At 68.7% G+C, this 15,652-nt stretch carries 14 protein-coding genes; 5 read left to right on the top strand and 9 right to left on the bottom strand.

Translation table 11 applies throughout. The features are described 5' to 3' along the window. Window positions 1-62 precede the first annotated feature (62 nt). Window positions 63-1,397, top strand: a complete 1,335-nt coding sequence (locus FPY90_RS06655; protein WP_498684618.1) for a YrdB family protein — start codon at window positions 63-65, stop codon at window positions 1,395-1,397. Between the two features lie 73 nt (window positions 1,398-1,470). On the opposite strand, the gene FPY90_RS06650 is transcribed toward FPY90_RS06655, so the two are convergent. From FPY90_RS06650 to aroA, 6 genes are all read right to left on the bottom strand, one after another. Then, a complete protein-coding gene (locus FPY90_RS06650) occupies window positions 1,471-1,911 on the bottom strand; it encodes a fluoride efflux transporter FluC (RefSeq protein WP_498684616.1) in 441 nt (146 codons plus the stop codon). Then, on the bottom strand, window positions 1,908-2,468 hold the full coding sequence (locus tag FPY90_RS06645; RefSeq protein WP_498684615.1) for a fluoride efflux transporter FluC: 561 nt from the start codon (window positions 2,466-2,468) through the stop codon (window positions 1,908-1,910). Before FPY90_RS06645 ends, FPY90_RS06650 begins: the two co-directional genes overlap by 4 nt. Window positions 2,469-2,490: 22 nt before the next feature. Beyond that, window positions 2,491-3,132, bottom strand: coding sequence for a metal-dependent transcriptional regulator (locus FPY90_RS06640; protein WP_071213117.1), 642 nt, complete (start codon window positions 3,130-3,132; stop codon window positions 2,491-2,493). Next, entirely contained in the window at window positions 3,132-3,932 is an 801-nt protein-coding gene (gene hisN, locus FPY90_RS06635) for a histidinol-phosphatase (RefSeq protein ID WP_071213118.1), read from the bottom strand. The genes FPY90_RS06640 and hisN overlap by 1 nt, the downstream gene beginning before the upstream one ends. Window positions 3,933-4,048: 116 nt before the next feature. Further along, complete coding sequence (gene rsgA, locus FPY90_RS06630) at window positions 4,049-5,152, bottom strand: ribosome small subunit-dependent GTPase A (RefSeq protein WP_071213119.1); 1,104 nt, start codon at window positions 5,150-5,152, stop codon at window positions 4,049-4,051. A gap of 4 nt (window positions 5,153-5,156) precedes the next feature. Then, window positions 5,157-6,482, bottom strand: coding sequence for a 3-phosphoshikimate 1-carboxyvinyltransferase (aroA, locus tag FPY90_RS06625; RefSeq protein ID WP_498684613.1), 1,326 nt, complete (start codon window positions 6,480-6,482; stop codon window positions 5,157-5,159). A gap of 427 nt (window positions 6,483-6,909) precedes the next feature. On the opposite strand from aroA, the gene FPY90_RS06620 reads away from it, so the two are divergent. After that, the gene (locus FPY90_RS06620) at window positions 6,910-7,563 is read left to right on the top strand and encodes a sigma-70 family RNA polymerase sigma factor (RefSeq protein ID WP_498684612.1); all 654 of its coding nucleotides are present in this window, start codon (window positions 6,910-6,912) and stop codon (window positions 7,561-7,563) included. Next, the gene (gene rsrA, locus FPY90_RS06615) at window positions 7,563-7,829 is read left to right on the top strand and encodes a mycothiol system anti-sigma-R factor (RefSeq protein WP_071213122.1); all 267 of its coding nucleotides are present in this window, start codon (window positions 7,563-7,565) and stop codon (window positions 7,827-7,829) included. The genes FPY90_RS06620 and rsrA overlap by 1 nt, the downstream gene beginning before the upstream one ends. A gap of 164 nt (window positions 7,830-7,993) precedes the next feature. Here rsrA and FPY90_RS06610 read toward each other — a convergent pair whose 3' ends face one another. The 3 genes from FPY90_RS06610 to FPY90_RS06600 form a co-directional block, all read right to left on the bottom strand. Further along, window positions 7,994-8,068: a 50S ribosomal protein bL37 gene (locus FPY90_RS06610; RefSeq protein ID WP_370664980.1), complete on the bottom strand. Its 75-nt coding sequence runs from the start codon at window positions 8,066-8,068 to the stop codon at window positions 7,994-7,996. A gap of 104 nt (window positions 8,069-8,172) precedes the next feature. Next, complete coding sequence (locus tag FPY90_RS06605; RefSeq protein WP_071213123.1) at window positions 8,173-8,778, bottom strand: GDSL-type esterase/lipase family protein; 606 nt, start codon at window positions 8,776-8,778, stop codon at window positions 8,173-8,175. Window positions 8,779-8,921: 143 nt separating this feature from the next. Beyond that, the gene (locus tag FPY90_RS06600) at window positions 8,922-12,701 is read right to left on the bottom strand and encodes a multifunctional oxoglutarate decarboxylase/oxoglutarate dehydrogenase thiamine pyrophosphate-binding subunit/dihydrolipoyllysine-residue succinyltransferase subunit (RefSeq protein ID WP_498684608.1); all 3,780 of its coding nucleotides are present in this window, start codon (window positions 12,699-12,701) and stop codon (window positions 8,922-8,924) included. A 482-nt stretch (window positions 12,702-13,183) separates the two neighbouring features. Here FPY90_RS06600 and FPY90_RS06595 point away from each other — a divergent pair, with 482 nt between their 5' ends. Further along, complete coding sequence (locus FPY90_RS06595; protein ID WP_071213125.1) at window positions 13,184-14,563, top strand: hemolysin family protein; 1,380 nt, start codon at window positions 13,184-13,186, stop codon at window positions 14,561-14,563. Then, window positions 14,560-15,627, top strand: coding sequence for a hemolysin family protein (locus FPY90_RS06590; RefSeq protein WP_071213126.1), 1,068 nt, complete (start codon window positions 14,560-14,562; stop codon window positions 15,625-15,627). The genes FPY90_RS06595 and FPY90_RS06590 overlap by 4 nt, the downstream gene beginning before the upstream one ends. The last annotated feature ends 25 nt before the right edge of the window (window positions 15,628-15,652 follow it).

Here is a 15,652-nt window from a genome sequence, read left to right as displayed (position 1 = left end):
CAAACGCACCCGCGGCCGGGAAGACACCGCCGGCTGCCGGCACCACCAAGCCTGCTTCTGCTGTGAACACCGCACCAGCGTCGGCGAACTCGACGAACGGAACGCCCCGGACGCCCGCGGTGCAGACGAATTCAAAGCCAAGCCCGGCAACCTTCGGCAAGCCTGCAGGCTTTGTGGCGAAGCCCCCGAAGCCGGGAACCCCCGTTGCCGACACGCCCAAGCCGGAAAATGCGGCCCAGGCGACGAAGCCAGGCAACAAGAACCAGGTCCCCGCACCGCAGGCCGCACGGACGCCGGCTTCGAAGACCGGCCCGATGCCCAAGCCCGGACCGATTGCTCCCGCCCGGACGGAGAAGGGCAACCAGGCTCCGGCTCCCGCTCCGACGGCAAACGTGCCCCCGGCAAAGAGTGCCCCGAGCCCCAAGCCCCCCGCTCCGGAGCAGGCTCCCAAGGCCGCTGCACCCGGCCCGGTTGCTTCCCCTGCGCCGGGCAAGCCCGGCGCCCCGGCAACCAGTCAGGCCGTGCCCCCGGCAGCCGGTCCCGCAGCGGGCAAGAAGCAAGCTGACACGGCACGGACGGGGGCCTTCGACAGCTCGGTGAAGAAACCGGCAGCCCGCGAGGAACCCGCAAAAAGCCCGTTCCAGGCCAGTGCATCGTCCGCGACGGAAGCGGCATCGCGCCCGGCGGCGGCCACGCAACCTGCCAAGGCCTCCAAGGTCAAGCCGGACCCGTTGGAATCCGGGGCCGCCGCGCCGGAACCTGCAAGCACGGCAGCCTCCGACTCAGCAACCCCTGCACCCGGCCCGGCCCGGACACCGGATGCACCCGCGGCCGAACCGGATGGCGCTGCCGCAACCGTGGCCGCACCCGATGCCGCGGGACCGCCCCGGAACCGGGAAGCCACGGCAACGGACAGCGAGATCCCGCAAACCGAGATCCCGCAAACCGAGACCCCGGTTGCCGAGGAACCCGCGGCGGCGCCTTCCCCAGCGGCTGGAACGCCCCGGGGCGGCGCCTCCCGTGGCATCGTGGTTGCACTGCTGGTCGTGTCCTTCATCCTCGAAGTTGCACTGCTCGGTGCGCTTGGAATTTGGGGCCTGGTGGTACTGCCGCTGAGCACCGCGATGTCGCTGATTGTCACCGTCGTGCCGTTGCTGGTCTTCTGGGCTGTTTTCATGTCGCCCAAGGCGAGCCTGCGCTTGCCCCAGCCCTACCATGCGATCTTGGCGCACTTGCTGTTTGCCACCGGTGCGGGGTTGCTGGCCATTGCCGGACAACCGGTCCTGGCGGTGTGCATGGGAGTGCTGACCGCCATCAGCCTGGCGCTGACCGTTGCCGTCCGTGGCCAGAACGTGGCCGGCGGCAAGAAGGCCACCGGGCGGCGCGCCGCACGCTAGGAGGCCGCCCAGCGGTGCCGCATCCGGTGCCCGCCCTCCGTGGGAATGGCCGGCCCCTGCGGGTACGTGCTGGCTAGGGCAGCAGGGATGCCAGCAAGCCGCCGAGAAGCCCGGCAGCCAGTCCGGCACCAAGGGTCAGCCCGGTGTAGGACGCCGCCATCGCCCGGGCTCCGGAGCGCCACAGGGACACGGCCGCCACGATGAAGGTGCTCATGGTGCTCAGCCCCCCGCACACGCCCAGAACCAAGGCCAGGATCAGCAGCCCCGGCCAGGAGTCCAGGTGATCCGGGTGCCAGGCGATTCCGTGGCCCGCGGCCCACGCCGCGCCCCCGCCGACCAGCAGGCAAGCCAGGGTGTTTGCCAGCAGGATGCCCAGCGGAAAGATCCGGGTTCCCGCGGCGGTGCGTCGGTGCTGCGCGGCGGAGAGCACGACATCCAGCAGGTAGCGCAGCAACGCGCCGAACGCCCCGGCCACGGCAATGAGCAGGAAGCCGGCGGGGCCAAGTGCGTTCATGTGGGCCCTCCCGCGTCCGGGGTCCCGGGGTGCCGAGAGCCGGCCGCTGGCGCCGGACCCGCCGGTGCTCCGCGGTCCAGCACCCGTTCAACGACGGCCATGGCCGCCCAGGCCGCCGCCACGCACAGCACCAGCGAGACCGCCAGATCCAGCACGGCGGCACCCGCCCCCGCGCCGAGGGCGAAGAGGATCAGGGCGGAGAACGTCGTGAAGGCGCCCAGGAAGCCGGTTCCGACGCCGGCGCGCAGCCAGCCTGGCCCGCGACGGGTCACCTGCCAGTAGCTGGTCAGCGCGCCCAGGGCGGCGGTGCCTGCGACATTGATGGCCAGGGTGGTGGCCGGGAAGCCGGGGCCGTCGGGGAACCACAGGCCCAGGCCGACCCGCAGGCCGGCACCGCACAGGCCTCCGACGGCGACCGCGGCCAGGTTCCGGCCGGTGATCCGCGGTGCGGGCCTTGGCGGGGTTGCCTGGGGTGCGATGGCGTTGGTCGTCGCGTCGCGGCACGGCTGCGCGCTGCCATGGGCCCCTTGCCCGCCCGGTATTTTCGGCTCGTCCATTCCCGGCGCCCGGTTCCGCTGCCTAGGCGTTGGTGGGCACGGACAGCACCCACAGCATGGTCGCGTCGATGTCGCTGATCCGCGGATGCGGCAGTTCGATGGTGGCCCCCGGCCAGATGCCAAGCTCCGTGCACAGGCGCAGGAACGCGGGGTCCTCGTCGCTGATCCGGGACACGACGGCGGCGGTGGGTGCCCCGGCGGCCTGGAAGCGGTCAAGCCGGATCGCCGGGGGCATCGCCAGGGAGCCGTCGGGTCCGGGGATCGGGTCCCCGTGCGGGTCGGCGGCCGGGTGTCCCAGGCGTGCTGCCAGGGCCTCGATGAAGCGGGTCGAAACCGTGTGCTCGAGCTGCTCGGCCTCCTCGTGCACCTCGTCCCAGGCGTAGCCCAGCTCGTTGAGCAGGAAAGTCTCGATGAGCCGGTGCCGGCGCACCACGGACAGCGCGGCCAGGCGTCCGGACTCGGTGAACGTGATGGCACCGTAGGGCGGGTGGACCAGAAGGTCCTTGCCGGCCAGCTTGGAGACCATCGAGGTCGCCGACGCCGGGGCCACGCCCAGCTGCGCGGCGATGTTCCCGGTGGTCACCGGCTCGTTCTCCCACTCGGTCAGCGCGTAAAGCGCCTTGAGGTAGTTTTCCTCGCTCGGGGTCAGCGGTGCCGGAAGCATTAGCGGCCGGCGTTCAGGATTTCCAGTGCGGCGTCGTGGACCAGGCCGTTGCTGGCCACGGCATTGCCGCCGTTGCAGCCATCGACGCCCTCCACCGAGGTGAAGCGGCCCCCGGCCTCGCGCACGATCGGCACCAGGGCGGCCATGTCGTAGAGGTTCAGTTCCGGCTCGGCGGCCAGGTCCACGGCGCCCTCGGCGACCATGCAGTAGGACCAGAAGTCCCCGTAGGCGCGGGTGCGCCAGAGCGAGTCGGTCAGCTCGATGAAGTTCTCGCGCTGCCCGCGTTCCTTCCAGCCGGTCAGCGAGGAGTAGGACAGCGAGGCGTCCTCGAGCTTGGCCACCGAGGAGACCTTCAGCTTGTGGGCGCTGGCCATGGAGCGGCCGGTGTAGGCGCCCATGTCCTTCGCGGCCCACCAGCGGCGGTTCAGTGCCGGGGCGGAGACCAGCCCGACGACCGGCTCCCCGTCGTCGATCAGCGCGATCAGCGTGGCCCAGACCGGCACCCCGCGCACGAAGTTCTTGGTTCCGTCGATCGGGTCGATGACCCAGTGCCGGTTGGACTTGCCGGTGGTGCCGAATTCCTCGCCGGTGATCGCATCGCGGGGCCGGGCGCGGGAGATGTGCGAGCGGATGGCTTCCTCGGCCGCCTTGTCCGCGTCCGAGACCGGGGTCAGGTCCGGCTTGGTCTCCACCACCAGGTCCACGGCGTTGAAGCGCGAGAGGGTCAGGGCATCGACCGAGTCGGCGATGACGTGGGCCAGTCGCAGGTCATCGTTATAGGTCATCACGTCGGTGTTCATAGGCTTAAACCTATCCCACCGAGCCCCGCCCGCCTCGCAGGATGCCGCCGGGGGCGGCCGCACCTGCGGCGAACGGTCGGTGCCCGGGCCCGGAGGGACGCCCGGGCGGCGCAGGCTCAGGGCGCCCCGAGCTCCTTGGCCTCGGCGGTCTCGTCCTGGCCCAGCAGCCGGCGGTAGGACTCCAGTCGGGCAATGCCCACCGGACCGGCCTCCCCGGAGGCCACCCACGCATCCAGCGCGCACTTCGGCTCGGTGGCCTTGTGCGTGCAGCCGCGGGCGCACCGGTTGGCGACCGGGACAAGGTCGTCGAAGGCGTTGAGGATGTTCTCCGGGTCCACCAGGGCGAGTCCGAAGGAGCGGATGCCGGGGGTGTCGATGATCCAGGAGCCGGCCGGGGCATCGTCGATGCGCAGCGCCAGCGCCGAGGAGGAGGTGTGGCGTCCGCGCCCGGTGACGGCGTTGACGTTGCCGGTGGCGCGCTGGGCGCCGGTGAGCGCGTTGACCAGCGTGGACTTGCCCACGCCCGAGTGCCCGATGACCACCGAGACCTTCGAGGCGAGCATCTCGCGCAGTTCCTCCACCGGGGTGCCGGCCAGCCGGGCCGAGAGCCCGTCGGCGCTTCTGGCGTCGATGCCGGTGGCGGACTCGTCGGTGGTGCGCGAGACCACGATGTCGATGTCAAGGTGCCGGTAGTTCTCCAGGAACGGTTCCGGGTCCCGCACGTCGGCCTTGGTGATGCACAGCAGCGGGTGGATGCCCGCGTCGAAGGCCGCGACGATGGCCCGGTCGATGAACCCTGTCCGCGGCTCCGGGTTGGCCGCGGCCACCACGATCACCAGCTGGTCGACGTTGGCCACCACGACGCGCTCCACCGGGTCGGTGTCGTCCGCGCTGCGGCGCAGCAGGGTGGAACGGTCCTGGATGCGCACCAGCCGGGCCAGGGTGTCAGGCTCCCCGGAGGTGTCTCCGACCAGGGCCACGAAGTCCCCGGGGACCACCGGGTTGCGGCGCAGCTCGCGGGCGCGGGCGGCGATCACGATCCGTTCCTCGGGGGTGTCCTCGTCGAGGATGGCGCGGTAGCGGCCGCGGTCCACCGTGATGATCCGCCCGATCAGCGCATCCTCGTAGGCGGGGCGGTCCTTGGTGCGGGGTCGTGTGCCTTTTTTGTTGGGGCGGATGCGGACATCCGATTCGTCCCAGTCCCGTGTGCTGCGTGTCATGTGCTTAGTGTGCGGCCTTTCCGCTGGCGGCCAGCGTGGTCCAAAGTTCGGGGAAGTCGGGCATGGTCTTGGCGGTGGTCCCGATGTCCAGGACCTTCACCCCGGGCACGGCCAGGCCGATGATGGCCCCGGCGGTTGCCATGCGGTGGTCGGCATAGGTCGCGAACGCCCCGCCGTGCAGCGGGGCCGGTTCGATCAGCAGCCCGTCGTCCAGCTCGGTGGCCCGGCCACCGAGGTTGTTGATCTCGGTCACGAGCGCGGCGAGCCGGTCGGTCTCGTGCCCGCGCAGGTGCGCGATGCCGGTGAGCCTGGAAGGGCCGGTGGCCAGGGCGCAGATGGCCGCCAGCGTCGGGGCGAGCTCGGAGGCGTCCGCGTAGTCGATGCCGGAGATCTGCGCCGGGCCGGTCAGTTCCAGGGTGCCGTCCGCATGGTGCGTCACGCTCGCGCCCATGCGGGTCAGGATGGTGCGCCACTGGTCCCCGACCTGGGTGGTGGAGGCGGGCCAGTGCGGAACGCGGACAGTTCCGCCGGTGACCATGGCGGCGGCCAGGAAGGGCCCGGCGTTGGACAAATCCGGTTCCATGGTGCGCTCGAAGGCGCTGATGCTCCCGGGCTCGACCTTCCAGCTGCGCTCGTCGGGGCGGGTGATCACCACGCCGAGCTCGCGCAGCGTCGCCACGGTCATCTCGATGTGGTCGGGGCTGGCGATGCGGCCCTCGGCGGCAGTGATTTCCAGGCCGTGTTCGGTGCGGGCGGCCACCAGCAGCAGGGCGGAAATGAACTGCGAGGAACCCGAGGCATCGACCGTGATCCGCCCCCCGGCCAGGGACCCGGTGCCGGTGACGGTGGCCGGCAGCAGGCCGGGTTCGCCGTGTTCGGCCAGCGGGACGCCGAGGTCGGACAGCGCGTTGAGCACCGGGGCCATGGGGCGCAGCCGGGCGTGCGGGTCGCCGTCGAAGGTGAAGGAGCCGCGGGCCAGCGCGGCCAGCGGGGGAACAAAGCGCATGACGGTCCCGGCCAGCCCGCAGTCGATGTCGACCTGTCCCATGTCGGCACCCAGGTCCATGGGGGTGATGCGCAGCTCCAGGGTGCCGTCCGCCGCCTGGCGGGTTTCGATGCCGGTGCCCAGGGCGCGCAGGGCGCCGATCATCAGGTCCGAGTCGCGGGAGGCCAGCGCGTTGGAGATGCGCGACGGGCCGTCGGCCAGGGCTGCAAGCAGAAGATACCGGTTGGTCAACGACTTGGACGCCGGAACGATGACGGTTCCGTCAACGGGGAGTTCGGGGTGCGGGGCGTCCCACGCGGTGTCCAGGGTGTCTTGGGTGCTCAACGGCTGCCTCCGGGTCTCGGGTGTGCCGCGGGAGTTGGCCCGCGGCGGGGGATGTGGGTCGGGAATGGGGGTCATGGGCGGTGGCGGCGCCGTTGCCGCCGGCGGTGGATTCGCGCCGGCTGCGCAAAACCACCTGCGAAGGGGCAACACCTGGCACCGTTGCCGCTGGGGCCGTGGGCCGGCGATCGGCGTGCCCTCGTGGCCCCAATTCTAGCCGCAGGCGGGGCCCGGGCGTGGAATAGAGTCGCGGGCTTGCGTGTTACCCCCTGTAAGGCGTGAACCGCGCAACGGGCAAGAACCGCTGGCGTGGTCGGTTGCGCCTGCATCGTACAAGAATTCCTAGGCAAGAGGCGGAGGACATATGGGAGTACTGCAGCTCGAAGCTCCGGCCCCGAGTGCATCGCGGCTACGCGTAGACTTGGCCGTGATGACCGAGAATATACAGGGCACCGACACTGTACCGGTAGCCGATGAGACCGAAGCACAACGCCGCGAGCGCTTCGAGCGCGACGCACTGCAATATGTCGACCAGCTCTATTCCGCGGCCATGCGCATGGCGCGCAACCCCGCGGATGCCGAGGACCTGGTCCAGGAGGCCTACACCAAGGCGTATTCGGCCTTCCACCAGTACAAGCCCGGGACCAACCTGAAGGCCTGGCTGTACCGGATCCTGACCAACACCTACATCAACCTCTACCGCAAGCGCCAGCGCGAGCCGCTGCGCACCGGGACGGACACCGTAGAGGATTGGCAGATGGCCAAGGCCGCCGAGCACACGCCCGCGGGGCTGCGTTCGGCCGAGGTCGAGGCCTTGGACCACCTTCCGGACTCGGACGTGAAAAACGCGCTGCAGTCCATTGCCGAGGAATTTCGGTTGGCGGTGTACTTCGTGGACGTCGAGGGTTTCCCCTACAAGGATGCCGCGGAGATCCTCGGTGTGCCGATCGGCACGGTGATGTCGAGGTTGCACCGGGGACGAAAACAATTGCGAGAATTGCTCGCCGACTATGCGCATGAGCGCGGGATCGGTGCGGCAAAAAGGACTCAAGGGGCACCCACGCCCGGAGCGGAGAAGAAATAATGGGGGACTGCCAGTCATTGGGAGACTGCGACGACAAGCGCATCGTGCGTCTGTACGAGTACCTTGACGGAGCGTTGTCGCTGCAGGACCTCTCGGAGGTCAAGGCCCACCTGGAGCACTGTGCCGAATGCACCGAGGAATACGACCTGGAGTGCATCATCCGCTCCGTCGTGCGACGCAGCTGCCAGGAGATCGCGCCGGACACGCTGAAGTCGAAGATCATCACGCGGATTTCCGAGATCCGGGTCGAATCGGGCCACGCCTAGAAACGCCGGGGCCACGCAGGAACGCCCGCCACCAGGCACGGGGCACGCAAGAGGGCCGGAGTCCGTTTCACCGTCAACTGACGATCAACGGGCTCCGGCCCTCTGGTCTTTCCGGGTGCGGCGTTCCTGCGGTCTGTGCCCGCTGCAACGCCGCCGCGTCCGGCCTAGGTGTTGGGGCGCTTGCCGTGGTTGGCTCCGCCGCGCTTGCGATCCTTACGCTTACGTGCACGTTTGCTCATGTGAGGACTCCTTTGCAATTCCTGGTCCCAAGTTGGACTTTCCCCAGTCTGTCATAGACACCCGGCCGGACCCAAGAATACAAGTACGCCGCGAGAAAAATGTGTCAGCCGGCCCCTGGCTCGGGCAACCCCAGCCAGGAGTACCAGCCGCGGTGCAGCACCAGCCAGGCCATCAGCCCGTAGCCGGCCTGCCCGGGCAGCCCGCCGTTGACCGAGAGGTCGTTGCGCCACTGCGCGTGGTTCTGCAGCGGGGTGAAGGTGTCCACGTAGTGGTGCTTGCGGCGCGTGGCCACGTCGGCATAGACGTGGGAGAGCTCGGCCAGGCGCGCGTTGCGTTCCGGGTCGAGCCCGGGGGCCGGGCCCACGACCAGGGCCTTGATGCTCATTTGCGAGGCGGAGTCCAGGATATTGGCCAGGTTCAGCCGGGAACGGGCCGTGGACAGCCCCAGGTCCAGGTCGCGGTCCGAGAGCGCGATGACCAGGCGGTTGTCGACGTTCTCGCCGAAGCGGCGGGAAGCCTCGTCGAACCAGCGGGTGCTCAGGGCCTCGGTGCCCTCCCCGGGCGCGGCCAGCGTGTAGCTCTCGATGCGGACCTCGGTGTTGGAGGTGCGTGCCAGCACCCGTCCATACCAGCCCAGTGCCCGCGGATCCCCGTGACCGGCCAGGAGCTCGTCGCCGATGGCGGTAAGTCGAATAGTGCGGTATTCCACGAAAGACCTTTCTCAGGGCGCGTACGCACCAACATTAGCAGTCGGTTAAGCGACCTCGGGGCGGGACACCGTCGATGTCCCGCCCCGAGGGCAATTTCCGCGGTCACATCACCCTTTTGGATGCGGACCGCCCGGCGCCGACCCTAGCGGGTGAACGCCTCGGTGATCAGGCGCGCCTGCTGGACCTCGTGGCGCTTGTGCGTGCCGGTGGAGGTCGCCGCCGAGGCCTTGCGCGAGACCAGGCGCACGGCCTTGCCCAGCTCGGCCGGCAGGTTCAGGCCGACAAACGGCCACGGACCCTGGTTGGCGGGCTCGTCCTGCGCCCAGACGACCTCGGCGTTCGGGTACTTGGCCACCTCGGCCGCGATCGCCTCGGCGGGCAGCGGGTAGAGCTGCTCGACGCGCACGATTGCGGTCTTGGTGTCGTTGGCCTTGGTGCGGGCCGCATCCAGGTCGTAGTACAGGCGCCCGGAAACCAGGAGCACGCGGTCCACGTCGGCCGGGTTCAGGCTTGCGGTGTCCGGAATCACTTCCTGGAAGGTGCCGGTGGTGAAGTCCTCCACAGACGAGGCGGCGGCCTTCAGGCGCAGCAGCTGCTTCGGGGTGAAGATGACCAGCGGCTTGCGCGGACGGGCGTAGGCCTGGCGGCGCAACAGGTGGAAGTGGTTGGCACCGGTGGAGGGCTGGGCCACGACCATGTTGTTTTCCGCGCACATCTGCAAGAAGCGCTCGATGCGGGCCGAGGAGTGGTCCGGGCCCTGTCCCTCGTAGCCGTGCGGAAGCATCATGACCAAGCTGGAGCGCTGGCCCCACTTCTGCTCGGCGGAGGAGATGAACTCGTCGATGACGGTCTGGGCGCCGTTGACGAAGTCGCCGAACTGGGCCTCCCAGAGCACCAGGGCGTCCGGGCGCTCGACCGAGTAGCCGTATTCGAAGCCCAGGGCCGCGTATTCGGAAAGCAGCGAGTCGTAGATCCACAGCTTGGCCTGGTCTTCGGCCAGGTTCAGCAGCGGGTACCACTCGTCGCCGTTGAGGCGGTCGTGGAAGACCGCGTGGCGCTGCACGAAGGTGCCGCGTCGCGAGTCCTGGCCCGCCAGGCGGACTGGCACGCCTTCCATGGACAGGGTGCCGAAGGCGGCGATTTCCGCCATGCCCCAGTCGATCCCGCCCTCGCGGCTCATCTTCTCGCGGCGCTCCAGGAGCACCTTGAGCTTCGGGTGGACGGTGAAGTCCTCCGGGATGGCCAGGTGCGCGGCACCGATGTGCGCCAGGGTCTCGGCGGTGATGGCCGTGTCCTTGGCGTCGATCGAGGCTGCCTCGTCCTCGCGCTGGGCCGTGGGCAGCTCCAGGTCGTGGATGGCCGAGGTGCCCGGGGTGATGACCGGGATCGGGGAGGTCTGCGCCGCGTGGGTCTCGGCGAAGACGCGCTCCAGGCGCTGCTGGTAGTCGCGCAGGGCCTGGTCGGCCTCGTCCTGGGTGATGTCGCCGCGGCCGACGAGGGCCTCGGTGTACAGCTTGCGGGTCGAGCGCTTGGCCTCGATGAGGTTGTACATCATCGGCTGGGTCATCGACGGGTCGTCGCCCTCGTTGTGGCCACGGCGGCGGTAGCACACCATGTCGATGACGACGTCCTTGTTGAAGCGCTGGCGGTAGGCGAAGGCCAGCTGCGCCACGTGGACCACGGACTCCGGCTCGTCGCCGTTGACGTGGAACACCGGTGCCTGGACCTGCTTGGCCACGTCGGTGGCGTACACCGAGGAGCGCGAGTCGGTCGGTGCGGTGGTGAAGCCGACCTGGTTGTTCACGATCACGTGGATCGTGCCGCCGGTCTTGTAGCCCTCGAGCTGGGAGAGCGTGAGGGTCTCGCCGACCACGCCCTGGCCCGCGAAGGCCGCGTCGCCGTGCACCAGGATCGGCAGGACGTTGAAGTCCTTGGATCCGGCGCGGTCCTGCTTGGCGCGCACGATGCCCTCGAGCACCGGGTTCACGGCTTCGAGGTGCGAGGGGTTGGCGGCCAGGTAGACCTTGGTCTGGTTGCCCTGGTCCGAGGTGAAGGAACCCTCGGTGCCCAAGTGGTACTTCACGTCGCCCGAGCCCTGGACCGAGCCGGGGGTCGCGGTGCCCTCGAATTCGCGGAAGACCTGTGCGTAGGTCTTGCCGGCGATGTTGGTAAGCACGTTGAGGCGGCCGCGGTGCGCCATGCCGATGGCGACCTCGTCCATGCCGGCGTCCGCGGCGTCGGACAGGATCCCGTCGAGCAGCGGAATCAGGGATTCGCCGCCCTCCAGGGAGAAACGCTTCTGGCCGACGAACTTGGTCTGCAGGAAGGTCTCGAAGGCCTCCGCGGAGTTCAGCTTGGCCAGGATGCGCAGCTGCTCTTCGCGGGTCGGCTTGGTGTACGGGTGCTCCAGCTCGTCCTGGAACCACTTGCGTTCCACCGGATCCTGGATGTGCATGTACTCGATGCCGATGGTGCGGCAGTAGGCGTCGCGCAGCACCCCGAGGATGTCGCGCAGCAGCAGGCGGTCTGCCCCGCCGAAGCCGCCGGTGACCCATTCGCGGTCCAGGTCCCACAGCGTCAGGCCGTAGGTCTGGATGTCCAGGTCCGGGTGGCGGCGCTGCACGTATTCGAGCGGGTTGGTGTCGGCCATCAGGTGGCCGCGCACGCGGTAGGAGTGGATCAGCTGCTGGATGCGGGCGATCTTGTTGACCTGAAGCTCGACGTCGACCTGGTTGTCGACGGCCCAGCGGACCGGCTCGTAGGGGATGCGCAGCGCTTCGAAGATCTCGTCGTAGAAGCCCTGCTCGCCCAGCAGCAGCGACTCGACGAGCTTGAGGAACTCGCCGGAGCCGGCGCCCTGGATGACGCGGTGGTCGTACGTGGAGGTCAGGGTGATGACCTTGCCCACGCCCTGCAAGGCAACGGTGGACTCGGCGGCGCCGCGGAAGGCGGCCGGGTACTCGAGGGCGCCGACGCCCACGATGGTGGCCTGGCCCTTGGAGAGGCGCGGGACCGAGTGCACGGTGCCGATGCCGCCGGGGTTGGTCAGCGAGACGGTGGTGCCGGCGTAGTCGTCGGCGGTGAGCTTGTTGGCGCGTGCGCGCTTGATCAGGCCCTCGTAGGTGTCCCAGAATTCGGAGAAGGACAGGGTTTCGGCGGCCTTGATGTTGGGAACCGCGAGCATGCGCGAGCCATCGGGCTTGGGCATGTCGATGGCGATGCCGAAGTTCACGTGGGCCGGCTGGATCGCCATCGGCTTGCCGTCGATCTCGGCGTAGGTGACGTTCTGCGAGGGGAAGAGCTTCAGGGCACGGATCACGGCGAAGCCGATGATGTGCGTGAAGGAGATCTTGCCGCCACGGGCGCGCTTGAGGTGGTTGTTGATGACCACGCGGTTGTCGATCAGGGCCTTGGCCGGGACTGCACGGACCGTGGTGGCCGTCGGAACGGTCAGGGACTGTTCCATGTTGGTGGCGATGGCCTTGGCCGGGCCGCGCAGCTGGGTGCGCTTCTCTTCGCCCAAAGCCGAGCTTGAGGCGGCCTTGGGCAGCTGCGCCGGGATCGGCTGCGCCTTGGTGGCCGGGGTCGGGTCGGCCGGGACACGCGGGATCGAAGCGGTTGCGGGAGTGGCCGTCGAGGACTCGGACGAGGACGCCGGGGTGTTGCCCGAGACGTCAACGACGCGGGCCTGTGTTGCGGCGCGCGGTGCGGCCGGAGGGGCAGCCGGTGCCGGGGTCGCCGCGACCGGTGCCTCCGCTGCCGGGGGTGCGGCGGCCTGATCCGAATTGAGGGACGCGAAGATGTCCCACCATTTCTTGTCTACCGAGTTCTTGTCCTTGAGGAACTGTTGGTACAGCTCATCGACTAGCCATTCGTTCCCGCCGAACTCTTCGGTGAGTCGGTGGTGCGATTGATCTGGCACGGTATTACGCCTCTTCTCCCTGTATTTCCGTTTGTCCAAGCGCCTTCGAGCGGAAACCCATCCCGAGGGCATAGTTCTAGACCTGCTAAGTAGTCTAGTGACTAATCCGCGCCGGGTGGAAACCAATGAGCCGGTTATCACATGCGTGGCGCGCCGAACGGCGATTCACGCGACCGGGCTCACACCCGACGCCCGCGGTGCCCGATTCGGAGCGCCGGGGGACTGCGCGAGGGGGGTGCCCGACCCGGGGCACCTCGCATGTGCTCAAGTCGCGGTTCGGATACACTGACATTGTTATGGACAGCCACTCTCTGTGCCGGCCAGTCGTGAAATCACGCGGTGCCGGCCACACATGTCATTGCTCGCCCAGTTCGGTCTCCCCATCGGAGCCTTCTTGTTGCCGACGCACACACCCTAGATTTCCGGGCCGCGGCGTTTCCGCCCCCCGATTCCCCTCCGCCCGCGGGGCGGTGAAACACTAGATGGAATGGTTGCTGCTGGCCCTTGGCCTGCTGCTGATCCTGGGCACTGGCTTCTTCGTCGCCGTCGAATTTTCCCTCGTCGCCCTCGACCAGGCCAACGTGCAGGAAGCGGTGGATGCGGGGGACACCAAGGCCATTGCCTTGCTGCACTGCCTCAAGTCGCTCTCCACCCAGCTTTCCTCCTGCCAGCTGGGCATCACCCTGACGACGCTGCTGACCGGCTATGTCATCGAACCCTCGGTGGGCAAGCTGCTCCAGGGCCCGCTGCTGGCCCTCGGGCTCGGGGACTCCGCGGTGCCGGTGTCCCTGGTCGTGGCGATGCTGCTGGCCACGCTGCTGTCGATGGTCATCGGAGAACTGGTCCCGAAGAACCTGGCCATCGCCAAGGCCTTCGACATCGGCCGCGCGCTCGCCCGGCCGCAGTTGATCTTTACCGCCGTCTTCAAGCCGGCCATCGTGCTGCTCAACGGCTTCTCCAACAAGGTCCTGCACCTGTTCGGGCTCGAGGTCAAGGAGGAGATCTCCGGTGCGCGCTCCCCGGCCGAGCTGGTCTCGCTGGTGCGCCGCAGCGCGGAAATGGGCACCCTGGACAAGGATGCGGCGCTCTTCGTTGACCGCACCGTGCGCTTCTCCGAACGCTCGGCCGCCGACGTGATGACCCCGCGCACCCGGATGCAGACCATCGAGCACACCGCCCACGTCCAGGAGGTCATCGAGCTGGCGAAGCAGACCGGGTACTCCCGCTTCCCGGTCACCGACGGCTCCTCGGACGAGATCAAGGGCGTGTGCCACGTCAAGACCATCATTGCCATCCCGCGCGACAAGCGCGCCGGCAAGGAGGTCGGCGAAAACAAGACCCCGGTGATCTTCGTCCCGGAAACCGTGCACCTGGACACGCTGCTGGTGCAGCTGCGCGGCGCAAACCTGCAAATGGCGATCGTGCTTGACGAATATGGCGGAACCGCCGGAATGGTCACCTTGGAAGACCTTATAGAGGAAATCGTCGGCGAAGTCGCCGACGAGCACGACTCCGCGGGCCCCGAACTGCGCCACCTGCCCGACGGCTCCTGGATGATCCCGGGCATGTTCCGCCCGGACCAGCTCAACGAGCTCATCGGCGAGGTCGAGATCCCCGACGACGCCGCCTACGAAACCGTGGGCGGGTTCGTCATGGCCGAACTGGGCCGGATCCCGTTCCTCGGCGACGAGGTCGACACCGAGGGCGGCGCCTTCACCGTCACCGCGCTGGACAAGCGCCGCGTCGCGGAACTGCACTTCGTGCCGCGCCCGCCGCGGCCTTCCAAGGATTCCAGGTCGGCCAGCGCCTCGAGCGCTGCCTCGGCCCCCAGCCCCGACGAAGCAGTGGGGGGACGGGCATGAGCGACTTTTCCGGCTTGCTCTGGTTGGTCCTGCTGTTGCTGGGCAACGCGTTCTTCGTCGCGGCGGAATTCGCCGTGATGTCCGCCCGCCGCTCCCAGATCGAACCGCTGGCCGACGCCGGGGACAAGCGTGCGATCCGTGCCCTGAAGGCCATGGAGCAGGTCTCCATCATGCTCGCGGTGTGCCAGCTGGGCATCACCGTGTGCTCGCTGCTGATCCTGAACGTCGCCGAACCGGCCATCCACCACCTCTTCGTGGTGCCGCTGCAGTTCCTGGGCCTGACCGAGGCGCTGGCCGGGTCCATCGCCTTCCTGCTGGCCCTGTTGATCGTCACCTTCCTGCACGTGACCTTCGGCGAGATGGTGCCGAAGAACATCTCGGTGTCGATGGCCGACAAGGCGGTGCTGCTGCTGGCCGGGCCGCTGTTGTGGCTTTCGGTGGGCGTGCACCCGATCGTGGTCTCGCTGAACTGGATCGCCAACCGCTTCCTGCACCTGATGGGCATCGAACCCAAGAACGAGGTGAACTCCGCGTTCACCGCCGCCGAGGTGGCCTCGATCATCGCCTCCTCGGCGCGCTACGGCACGCTGGAGGCCGACGACGCGATCATGCTGCGCAAGGCGCTGGAGTTCTCCGACCTCACCGCCGCCGGCACCATGGTCGGCCGCGACCAGGTCGTCGCCCTGGAGCAGGGGACCACGGTGCAGGAGTTCGAGCGCACCGTGGGCCGGACCGGCTTCTCGCGCATCGTCATCTCCCGGGACGGGGAATTCGTGGGCTACTGGCACATGAAGGACGTCATGGCGCTGCCCGACGAGCGGTACCGCGAACCGGTCACCGACATCGAGTTGCGCCCCATGGGCGTGGTGGCCGGCGACGCGGAGATCGAGGATGCGATGGAGCAGATGCGTGCCGACGGCAAGCACCTGGCCCGCGTCGTCGACGGAACCGGCGCCACCCTGGGGATCCTGTTCCTCGAGGACGTGCTGGAGCAACTGGTCGGGGAAATCGACGACCAGAACCAGAAGCGCGGCATCCGCCGGGAAAACCGCAGCGCCCAATAATGCGAATGACTCGCAATTGAGATAG

The sequence above is a fragment of the Arthrobacter sp. C2 genome, assembly GCA_024207135.1.
GTDB lineage: Bacteria > Actinomycetota > Actinomycetes > Actinomycetales > Micrococcaceae > Paeniglutamicibacter.
This window is presented reverse-complemented; position numbering and strand designations above follow the sequence as displayed.

Bases quoted from the DNA above. Each gene is read 5' to 3' on its own strand.
- FPY90_RS06650 (WP_498684616.1), bottom strand. From the start codon at position 1,911: ATGAACGCACTTGGCCCCGCCGGCTTCCTGCTCATTGCCGTGGCCGGG.
- FPY90_RS06645 (WP_498684615.1), bottom strand. From the start codon at position 2,468: ATGGACGAGCCGAAAATACCGGGCGGGCAAGGGGCCCATGGCAGCGCG.
- FPY90_RS06640 (WP_071213117.1), bottom strand. From the start codon at position 3,132: ATGCTTCCGGCACCGCTGACCCCGAGCGAGGAAAACTACCTCAAGGCG.
- hisN (WP_071213118.1), bottom strand. From the start codon at position 3,932: ATGAACACCGACGTGATGACCTATAACGATGACCTGCGACTGGCCCAC.
- rsgA (WP_071213119.1), bottom strand. From the start codon at position 5,152: ATGACACGCAGCACACGGGACTGGGACGAATCGGATGTCCGCATCCGC.
- FPY90_RS06620 (WP_498684612.1), top strand. From the start codon at position 6,910: ATGACCGAGAATATACAGGGCACCGACACTGTACCGGTAGCCGATGAG.
- rsrA (WP_071213122.1), top strand. From the start codon at position 7,563: ATGGGGGACTGCCAGTCATTGGGAGACTGCGACGACAAGCGCATCGTG.
- FPY90_RS06595 (WP_071213125.1), top strand. From the start codon at position 13,184: ATGGAATGGTTGCTGCTGGCCCTTGGCCTGCTGCTGATCCTGGGCACT.
- FPY90_RS06590 (WP_071213126.1), top strand. From the start codon at position 14,560: ATGAGCGACTTTTCCGGCTTGCTCTGGTTGGTCCTGCTGTTGCTGGGC.